Below are 8,413 nucleotides of genomic sequence, written 5' to 3'. Positions count from 1 at the left end.
GCGGCCGCGTTCTCATCCGAGGTATCCCCACATGGCTTACGCCGATCTCAGCCAGGCCCGGCTGTTCTACGTCATCGATGGCCCCGCCGACGCGCCGGTGCTTGTGCTTTCCAATTCGCTGGGCACCTGCTCCGACATGTGGGCGCGCCAGATTCCCGAACTGACCAAGCACTTTCGTGTGCTGCGCTACGACACGCGCGGCCACGGCAAGTCGTCGATTCCCGACGGCGAATACACGTTTGAGCAGCTGGCCGGCGACGTCGCCGAACTGCTGGCGCACCTGAACATCAAGCGCGCGCATTTCTGCGGGCTGTCGATGGGCGGCCCCACCGGCATCGCGCTGGCGCTGGCGCACCCGGAACTGGTTGGCAAGCTGGTGCTGTGCAACACCGCCGCGCGCATCGGGTCGGTGGAAGGCTGGAGCACCCGCATCGCCGCCGTGGCTGATCAGACCCTGGAAAAGATGGCGCCCACGCTCGTGGAACGCTGGTTGACCGACGACTACCGCGCCGCCGAACCGGGCCTGACGCAAGTGCTGATCGACATGCTGCGCCGCACGCCGGACGCCGGCTATTCGGCCAACTGCGCCGCGCTGCGCGACGCCGACTACCGCGATCAAGTGTCGGCCATCACCGCGCCCACGCTGGTCATCAGCAGCTCGCACGATATGGCCGCCACACCCGTGCAAGGCCGGGAACTGGCCGCCGCCATCGCCGGCGCCCGCTATGTCGAATTGAACACCTCTCATATTTCGAACTGGGAGCAACCGGAAGCCTTCACCCGCGCGGTCGTCGACTTCCTGACGGAGTAACCGCATGCAGCGCTGGAAACATCGGCCCGAAGGCTCCAACTGGGGCGACTTCGGACCCGACGACCAACTGGGCCGTTTGAATCTCATTACCGAAGTACAAGTGCTGAAGGGCGCGCGCGAGATCCGCGCGGGCAAGACGTTCTGCCTGTCGCTGCCGCTGGACCTGCCCGGCGGCAACGTGCTGAACCCGCGCCGCCACCCGCCGCAACTAAGCCCGACGCGGCTGGCCGACACGCCGTACCTGAACTTTCCCCTGCGCAACGTCAACCCGGATGCGGTGGACGTGCTTAGCGACGACCAGGTGCTGCTGTCGATGCAATATTCCACGCAGTGGGACGCGCTGGCGCACGTGGGCGCGCTGTTTGACGCCGATGGCGACGGCACGCCGGAACTGCGCTACTACAACGGTTTTCAGGCGGGCGTGGACGTGGTCGGCCCGGCCGACAGCGAACATACCGGCTGCGGTTGCTCAACCGGCGGCCCGTCCGCCGCGCTGAAGTTGGGCGTTGAAAACCTGGCGCAAAAAGGCATGCAGGGGCGCGGCGTGCTGGTGGACCTGTTCCGCCACTACGGCCCGGGCCGCACGCTGATCGGCCACGCCGAACTGATGCATGTGCTGAACACGGACGGCATCACCGTCGAACGCGGCGACATGCTGGTGCTGCGCACGGGCTACGCCGAGGCCGTCGTCGCCATGAACGGCACGCCGGACCCCGAAGTGCTGCACACCTACGGCGCCGCGCTGGACGGCACCGACACGGCCTTGCTGCAATGGATCACGGACAGCGGCATCGCCGCAATCTGCGCCGACAACTACGCGGTCGAAGCCTATCCGGCGCGGGAAAAGACCGGCCCGCGCGCCATGCTGCCGCTGCACCACCACTGCCTGTTCAAGCTGGGCCTGCCGTTGGCGGAGCTTTGGTATTTGAAGGATCTGGCGGACTTTCTGCATGCCAACGGACGCCATCACTTCATGCTGACCGCCCCGCCGCTGCGCCTGCCGCACGCGATCGGCTCGCCGGTCACGCCGATTGCCACGGTGTAATTCCACGGCAGTGGACCACGCAAAAAAAGCGCCAGACGACAACCTGGCGCTTTTTTTATTCGTGGAAGGATTTCAACCCTTCAGGCAGGTGCTCATGAAGGTCTTGCGCGCATCGCCGGTCAGCTTTTGGTCGCCGGCCTTGGCGTTGCAGTCCTTCATTTTCTGCTGCTGCGGCGTCAGCTTCTTTTCGGCCGCGGGGGCCTCGCCCTTCAGGCAGCTGCTCATGTAGGCCTTGCGGTCATCGCCCGTTTTACCGGTGGCGGACTTGTTGCAGTCGGCCATGCGCTGCTGTTGCGGCGTGGGCGTCTTGGCGGGCGCGGGCGCGGCGGGGGTCTGGGCATGGGCCCCGAAAAAACATGCGGACAACACAATGGCCGAGGCCAGCTGGCTAGTACGGGAAAGCATGAGTTTCTCCCTTGCGTTAGGCGCCCGTTTGCGTGGAAGCATGCACCCGGACGAGCGACCGGCCACGTGCCGGCCCCGCCATCATCGAACAAACCGCCCCACGCGGCAAGCATCGAAAAGTTAGGAAAAGACAACGCCGAAAGATATCAATTTGGAGACATTCCGACGCATCCTTGTCAGTAAGCGACGATTATGGGAACAACCCACGCAACCTGTTACCGATTCATCCTTTTGACCCGTTGTGCGTGGACGGGGAAAGGAGTGAGATAGCCCTGTCCGCTTGATGCGCGGACGGCGCAAACGGCGGCGCGGACAGTCAAGCGCCCCCTACGCCGGCACACCAGGAGACCGCCATGAAACTTGCCCATGCCTTTGTTCTTTTGCTTGCCGGCCTGTCCGGCGCCGCGGGGGCGCAAAGCCTGACTTACGGCGTCACGCTGGGCAATGTGCAGGCGGTGCGCGACACCAATATGAACATGTCCACCATCACGGGTTCGCTGGCCAACCTGTCCGGCAGGCCGGTGTCCAGCGCGGTGCTGACGTATGTGCTGTACGACGCCCAAGGACGCGAGGTGGGCCGGGTGAACGACGACGTGATCGGCCCGATTCCCCCGGGGCAGATCCGCCTGGTCAAGGCGATGACGCCGCTGAAATTCACCAAGGTCACGGTGCTGGACGTGCGGGCGCAATAGTCGATGACGGAGACAACGCCAAAAAACCCTGATCTGATCAGGGTTTAGACAGGGGGTTGTAGGGACAAATATGGGAAAATTCCGCTTGTCGACTCGATAACAGGGGCTTCCAAACGAAGCCCCTTATTGCGTCTGTCGGCGTGCCAGCAAGCCTGGCCCTGTTCCTAGGAAGTGACCATCATGTTCCCCAAAAGACTCACCGAAGGCTATCAATCGTTCCTGGACGGCCGTTTCCACTCGGAAAGCAGCCGTTATCAGAAGCTGGCTGAACTCGGGCAAAGCCCGGAAATTCTTCTTATTGGCTGCTGCGATTCCCGCGTGTCGCCCGAAGTGATCTTTGACGCCGGCCCCGGCGAGATGTTCGTCGTGCGCAACGTGGCCAACCTGGTTCCGCCCTGTGAGCCGGATTCGGAATCGTCCTATCACGGCACCAGCGCCGCGATCGAATTCGCGGTCAATGGCCTGAACGTCAAGCACATCGTCGTGCTGGGCCACGCGTCCTGCGGCGGCATCCGCTCGTTCTTCGACGACGCCAAGCCGTTGTCCAAGGGCGACTTCATCGGCAAATGGATGTCGCAGATCGAACCCGTGGCCGAACGCCTGGGCCCCGGCAGCGGCGACCGCCAGACCAAGCTCAAGCGCCTGGAACTGGCCGTGGTCGAACACAGCCTGAACAACCTGATGACGTTCCCGTCGATTCGCCGCCGCGTTGAAAAGGGCGAACTGGAATTGCATGGCACGTACTTCGGCGTGGCCACCGGTGTGCTGTTCCTGCGCGATCCGGAAACCGGCGAATTCAACCCCTGCCTGGAAACCGGCGTCACCGAATAAGCCTCATATCCGGTACGCTTGCGGCTGCTTTTCGCTTTCCTTAAAGACGTTACGCAACCCCAAGGACCGATATGAAATTGTTCTTCTCGCCGGCTTCGCCCTTCGTGCGCAAATGCATGGTCATTGCGCACGAATTGGCCCTGACCGACCGCATCGAGAAACTGCCCAGCGCCGCCGGCCCCGTCGCCCGCGACAAAAGCATCATTCCCAGCAACCCGCTGGGCAAGGTGCCCACCTTGATCACGGACGACGGCCAAGTGCTGTACGACAGCCGCGTCATCTGTGAATTTCTGAACGACCTGGGCGGCGGCACGCTGTTCCCCGCAAACGGCCCCGCGCGCTGGCAGGCCCTGGCCGACCAGGCCTTGGGCGATGGCGTCATGGACGCCGCGTTGCTGGCGCGCTATGAAGTGGCGCTGCGCCCCGAAGCCCTGCGCTGGACCGACTGGGTTGATGGCCAACTGAGCAAGGCGCACGACGCCCTGGCCCAGCTGGAAAAAGACGTGGTCCGCCTGGACGGCCGCATGGACATCGGCACGATTGCCATCGGCTGCGCCCTGGGCTATCTGGACTTCCGCTTTGCCGACTACGACTGGCGCGCCAAGCACCCGGGCGTTGCCGCCTGGTTCAAGACCTTCAACGCCCGCCCCTCCATGCAGGCGACGCTGCCGCCCGTCTGACGCGGTTACGCCTTGACTCCTAGTGCGACGGGCTGACACGACGCCGCGCCCGCAACGCGGTAAATTTTCCCCATGTCAGCCCCCGGCAGACCCGACGAATCGGGTCTTGTCGACTTGCACAGGGAGCAACAATGAACGTCTCCGCGATCTCGTCCATTACCCGTGTTGCCGCGCCCTATCCGGCGCGCGTGCCGCTGGTGGACGACACCCGACCCACGTTTGAAGCCGAGCGCCTGGCACGGGAAGCCGCCGTGCGAGAGGCTGCGCTTCGCGAAGCCCAGCGCAGCAAGCAGGCCCAAGCCGCCTGGGAAGCGCAACGCCTTGCCCGCGCGCGCGAAGCCACCGAGGCCGCGCGGACCCGACCGGCCGCCAATACCCATACCGACACCACTGCACACACCGGCCTGCGCGCCGACGCGCGGGGGCCGTTGGCGGTGGACGCGCCACTGGCGGCCGACGTATTCAACCCCGATATCCTGCGCGATCAATTCGCCGACGCGCGTTTGCGCCGCGCGCTGGACGCCTATGCGGCGCAATCCGATCCTGTCGCCCAGCGCGCCGGCAACCCGAACGATCTGGGCACCATCGAAGGGCTGACGCCGTTGCAGCCGTATCGCGTTGCGATGGCCAACCCGCAGGTGGAATTGCAGGCGGCCGTGGCCGTGAAGGCCGCCGCCGTCGCCGTGCCGGCGGTCGCCAACATCGGGCCGACGGAAAACGTCACGGACAACGCGCGCTATCGCTCGGGCACCGCCCCACGCCTGTCCTGAGACGCCATCGCGGGCGGGTGCCGGGGCCCCGCCGCCGCGCGCTTGGCAACCCGCGCCTGCCCACGGCCCCAACGAAACACGCCACGCGCCCCCAACGAAAAAGCCGCCTGACAATGCCAGGCGGCTTTTTCGTTCGCGATTCAGCGCGGCACCATCGGCGCCGCCCCGCGCGGATCGATCAGTGGAAGAATTCCGCGATCATCGTGGCGCCCATGAAGGTGCCGGCGTTGGCGGCCAGGGACACCACCACGATCTTCCAGCCCAGCTTGCGAAATGCCGGCAGGTCTTTCAGGATCGACAGCCCGGCCATGGCCAGGATCACCGTGGTGAACGGCAGGAAATTCACCTTGCCGACCAGCGCGATGATCTGGTCCGAGTACGGCAGCACGCCGGGGCACCCGGCCGTCATGGCGATCAGCGACAGCACGAACACCGCCGGCAGCTTGGGCACGACACGCAGGACCAGGTCGGTCAGCACCACCAGCAGGATGATGATGCCCATGCCCGGCAACGCGTCCATGAACGGCACGTTGTAGCCCAGGCGGTTGCCCACCAGCGCGAACAGGCCGCAGATGACGTAGGCGGTCAGGCGGTCGCCAAAACCCATCTTGGCGTTATGCGCCGGCACGTCCTCGGACACGCTGTTGTCCACGACCGATTCGGACGCCTTGCCGCGCGACCAGCGGCCCAGCACCGGCTCCAGCTTGCCGTACAGGAAGATCGTGGTCGGCAGCGAGATGAACAGGGTGAAGTACACGCCCACCACGGTCGTCAGCAGGTTGGCGGCGGCGGCCAGCGCGGCCACCTGATGCGCCATTTCAGGCGTCTGCTGAGAGGCGATGGCGCCCACGCCCGCGGCCATCATGCTGCCGGAGCCCACGCCGGCGCCCATGGCGAGCGAGCGCGGATCAAAAATGTTCAGGCTGGTGATGAAGCCCGCCATCAACGCGACGAACAGCGCGCCGATCACCGTGCCGGTGATGTACTCGGCCATCACGCCACGGCCTTCGGGCGAATTCATGCCGTAGCGTTCGCCGATGATGGCCAGGCTGGGCTCGCGGCCCACCGAGAACGTGGCGCCGATGGCCTCGCGCTTGATGCCCAGCAACAGCGCCAACGGCAAGCCGATGGCCATGGTGCCGAAGAAATGGCCGAATTCCTGGAACACCAGCGCCCAGCCGGCTTCGCGCACCTGCGGCAACGCGCCGCCCACCATCAGGCCCAGCTTGGCCAGGAAGGGCAGCAAGGCGTATTGCAGATAGCCGCTGATGCGGGTCTGCATGGCCTTGTCGATGCCGGCGCCCACGGGCAGCCGCTGGCCGAAAGCCGCCACGATGGCGCCGATGAAGATGGCCCAAAGCATCGGTTGCAGAACGATCTTGCCCGGGCCCACCGAAAACGTGACGCTGCCGATCGCTTCGGAAATGCCCACCACCAACAAAATGGCGGCAAGCATTCGAACGCGGGCGGATAGCGACATGGAAGGCGCGGCCAGACTGGGGCTGGCGAGAGACATCAATTTCCCCTGATGAACGTGAGTAGATTTTGTGCGCGTGCCGGGCAAAGCCACGCCGCGGCGGCAGGCGGGATTTTCGCCGGGGGGGGTGCAGGCAACCATGACATTGCCCGCGCATAAGCGTTGCGTAAAATGCAACGCAGGGGCTTATCCTGGGAAAATTTTGCACGACATTGACGCCTCCAAGGGTAAACCCTAGGCCCGACTGTGGGTCTGCCGCCGCACCCGCCAGCCTGGAACCCGACATGGACGAAAAACTCGATGCCCGCCGCACCCACTATTTCATGCAGGTCATGAGCCGGGGATCCGTGCGCGGCGCCGCCGAAGTGCTGGACATGGACCCGTCCGCCGTCAGCCGCGCCATCGCCGCGCTGGAACGCGACTGCGGCATGGCGCTGTTTGAACGGCGCGGGCGCGGCGTGGTGCCGACCGACGCAGGCCACATCCTGGCCCGCTATGTAAAACGGCAGCAGAACATCCAGGAGAGCTTCTTCTCTGAAATCGACAGCCTGCGCAAAGCCGAACGCGGCCATATCGACCTGGTGCTGGGCGAAGGCTTCGTCGAATTGATGTTCGACCGCGTGCTGCCGGGGTACTGGCGCAGCCACCCGGAAGTCACGCTGGATATCGACGTGGCGCGCACATCAGAGATCGTGCAGCGCATCGTGGACGACCGCGCCTATATAGGGTTGGTGTTTCAGCCGCCCAACGACGCGCGGCTGCGCACGCATTACTCGCGGCCCGAGCCCATCCGCGCCATCGTCCGGCAGGACCATCCGCTGACCCGGCTGGGCCGCCCCCTGCTGCTGACGGACCTTGCGGATCACCCCGGCGCATCGATGCAGGAAGGCTTTGGCGTGCGGCAACATATCCAGGCGGCCGAGATCAGTGAACAGGTGCGCTTGCGCAACGTGCTGACGACGTCGTCGTTCAAGGCGTTGTGGCAGTTCGCGGCGGCGGGCATCGGTTACGCGCTGACGCCGCCCATCGCCGTTACCGCCGACATGCGCGCGCAGCGCCTGGCCAGCCTGCCGCTGGCCAACCCGATCCTGAACCAGGGCAGCCTGCACGTGCTGAGCCGAGCCGGCCGCCACATCTCGCCCGCCGCCCGCGAATTGCTGGAACACATCGTGCGCGGCATCGGCACCCCGGCGCCGCCGCCAACTGATACGGTCGCCTGACGCGAATCTGCCTCTGTTTGGCGTGCCGGCCAGCGCCTACAGTGCCTGTTCCCCTCATCCGCCACGAGGCGCATATGCTTAGTTTCCTGCGCACGGTCCGTTCCGTGCTCTGGGGTTTTTTCGGCGTGCGGCGCGGCCGTGGCTACCACGCCGACATCGCCCACAACAAACCCGGCCCGCTGATTGCAACGGGGCTGCTGCTGGCGGCGGTGCTGGTGATCCTGCTGGTTGTGGTCGCGCGCTGGGCAGTGACTGCCGCCTTGTAATAGCGCTGCGCGGGGGCCCTTTCCTCCCGCCGGGCCGCCCCAAGGGAGGAAACGCCCCCTTGGGGGGCAGAGAGCGCACGAAGGGCGCGAAGCGTGGGGGCCTTATTCCTCCCGCCGGGCCGCCCCAAGGGAGGAAACGCCCCCTTGGGGGGCAGAGAGCGCCGAAGGCGCGAAGCGTGGGGGCCTTATTCCTCCCGCCGGGCCGCCCCAAGGGAG

At 65.5% G+C, this 8,413-nt stretch carries 10 protein-coding genes; 8 read left to right on the top strand and 2 right to left on the bottom strand.

Features of this window, described 5'->3' with window-relative positions:
- Positions 1 to 31: 31 nt before the first annotated feature.
- Positions 32 to 811 (top strand): 3-oxoadipate enol-lactonase, encoded by a 780-nt coding sequence (gene pcaD / locus ACNPP0_RS16115; protein WP_448706445.1) that lies wholly within the window; start codon positions 32 to 34, stop codon positions 809 to 811.
- Positions 812 to 815: 4 nt separating this feature from the next.
- Positions 816 to 1,856 (top strand): cyclase family protein, encoded by a 1,041-nt coding sequence (locus tag ACNPP0_RS16110; RefSeq protein ID WP_448706444.1) that lies wholly within the window; start codon positions 816 to 818, stop codon positions 1,854 to 1,856.
- A 72-nt stretch (positions 1,857 to 1,928) separates the two neighbouring features.
- On the opposite strand, the gene ACNPP0_RS16105 is transcribed toward ACNPP0_RS16110, so the two are convergent.
- Positions 1,929 to 2,261, bottom strand: coding sequence for a PsiF family protein (locus tag ACNPP0_RS16105; RefSeq protein ID WP_332609904.1), 333 nt, complete (start codon positions 2,259 to 2,261; stop codon positions 1,929 to 1,931).
- Between the two features lie 353 nt (positions 2,262 to 2,614).
- Here ACNPP0_RS16105 and ACNPP0_RS16100 point away from each other — a divergent pair, with 353 nt between their 5' ends.
- The 4 genes from ACNPP0_RS16100 to ACNPP0_RS16085 all read left to right on the top strand — a co-directional run bounded on the left by ACNPP0_RS16100 (position 2,615) and on the right by ACNPP0_RS16085 (position 5,234).
- Positions 2,615 to 2,953, top strand: a complete 339-nt coding sequence (locus ACNPP0_RS16100) for an FxLYD domain-containing protein (RefSeq protein ID WP_046803256.1) — start codon at positions 2,615 to 2,617, stop codon at positions 2,951 to 2,953.
- Positions 2,954 to 3,133: 180 nt separating this feature from the next.
- Entirely contained in the window at positions 3,134 to 3,784 is a 651-nt protein-coding gene (locus tag ACNPP0_RS16095; RefSeq protein ID WP_332609903.1) for a carbonic anhydrase, read from the top strand.
- A gap of 71 nt (positions 3,785 to 3,855) precedes the next feature.
- Positions 3,856 to 4,464: a glutathione S-transferase gene (locus ACNPP0_RS16090; RefSeq protein WP_448706443.1), complete on the top strand. Its 609-nt coding sequence runs from the start codon at positions 3,856 to 3,858 to the stop codon at positions 4,462 to 4,464.
- 131 nt (positions 4,465 to 4,595) lie between these two features.
- Complete coding sequence (locus ACNPP0_RS16085) at positions 4,596 to 5,234, top strand: hypothetical protein (RefSeq protein WP_448706442.1); 639 nt, start codon at positions 4,596 to 4,598, stop codon at positions 5,232 to 5,234.
- 178 nt (positions 5,235 to 5,412) lie between these two features.
- Here ACNPP0_RS16085 and ACNPP0_RS16080 read toward each other — a convergent pair whose 3' ends face one another.
- A complete protein-coding gene (locus ACNPP0_RS16080) occupies positions 5,413 to 6,750 on the bottom strand; it encodes a DUF3100 domain-containing protein (protein ID WP_332609900.1) in 1,338 nt (445 codons plus the stop codon).
- Positions 6,751 to 6,995: 245 nt separating this feature from the next.
- Between ACNPP0_RS16080 and ACNPP0_RS16075 the strand changes: the two genes are divergently transcribed.
- Together ACNPP0_RS16075 and ACNPP0_RS16070 are read left to right on the top strand one after the other, a co-directional pair.
- Positions 6,996 to 7,931: a LysR family transcriptional regulator gene (locus ACNPP0_RS16075; protein WP_104141679.1), complete on the top strand. Its 936-nt coding sequence runs from the start codon at positions 6,996 to 6,998 to the stop codon at positions 7,929 to 7,931.
- Positions 7,932 to 8,005: 74 nt separating this feature from the next.
- A complete protein-coding gene (locus tag ACNPP0_RS16070) occupies positions 8,006 to 8,197 on the top strand; it encodes a DUF2970 domain-containing protein (protein ID WP_332609899.1) in 192 nt (63 codons plus the stop codon).
- Positions 8,198 to 8,413 lie beyond the last annotated feature (216 nt).

It is taken from the genome of Achromobacter semiaridum, from assembly GCF_053543755.1.
This window is presented reverse-complemented; position numbering and strand designations above follow the sequence as displayed.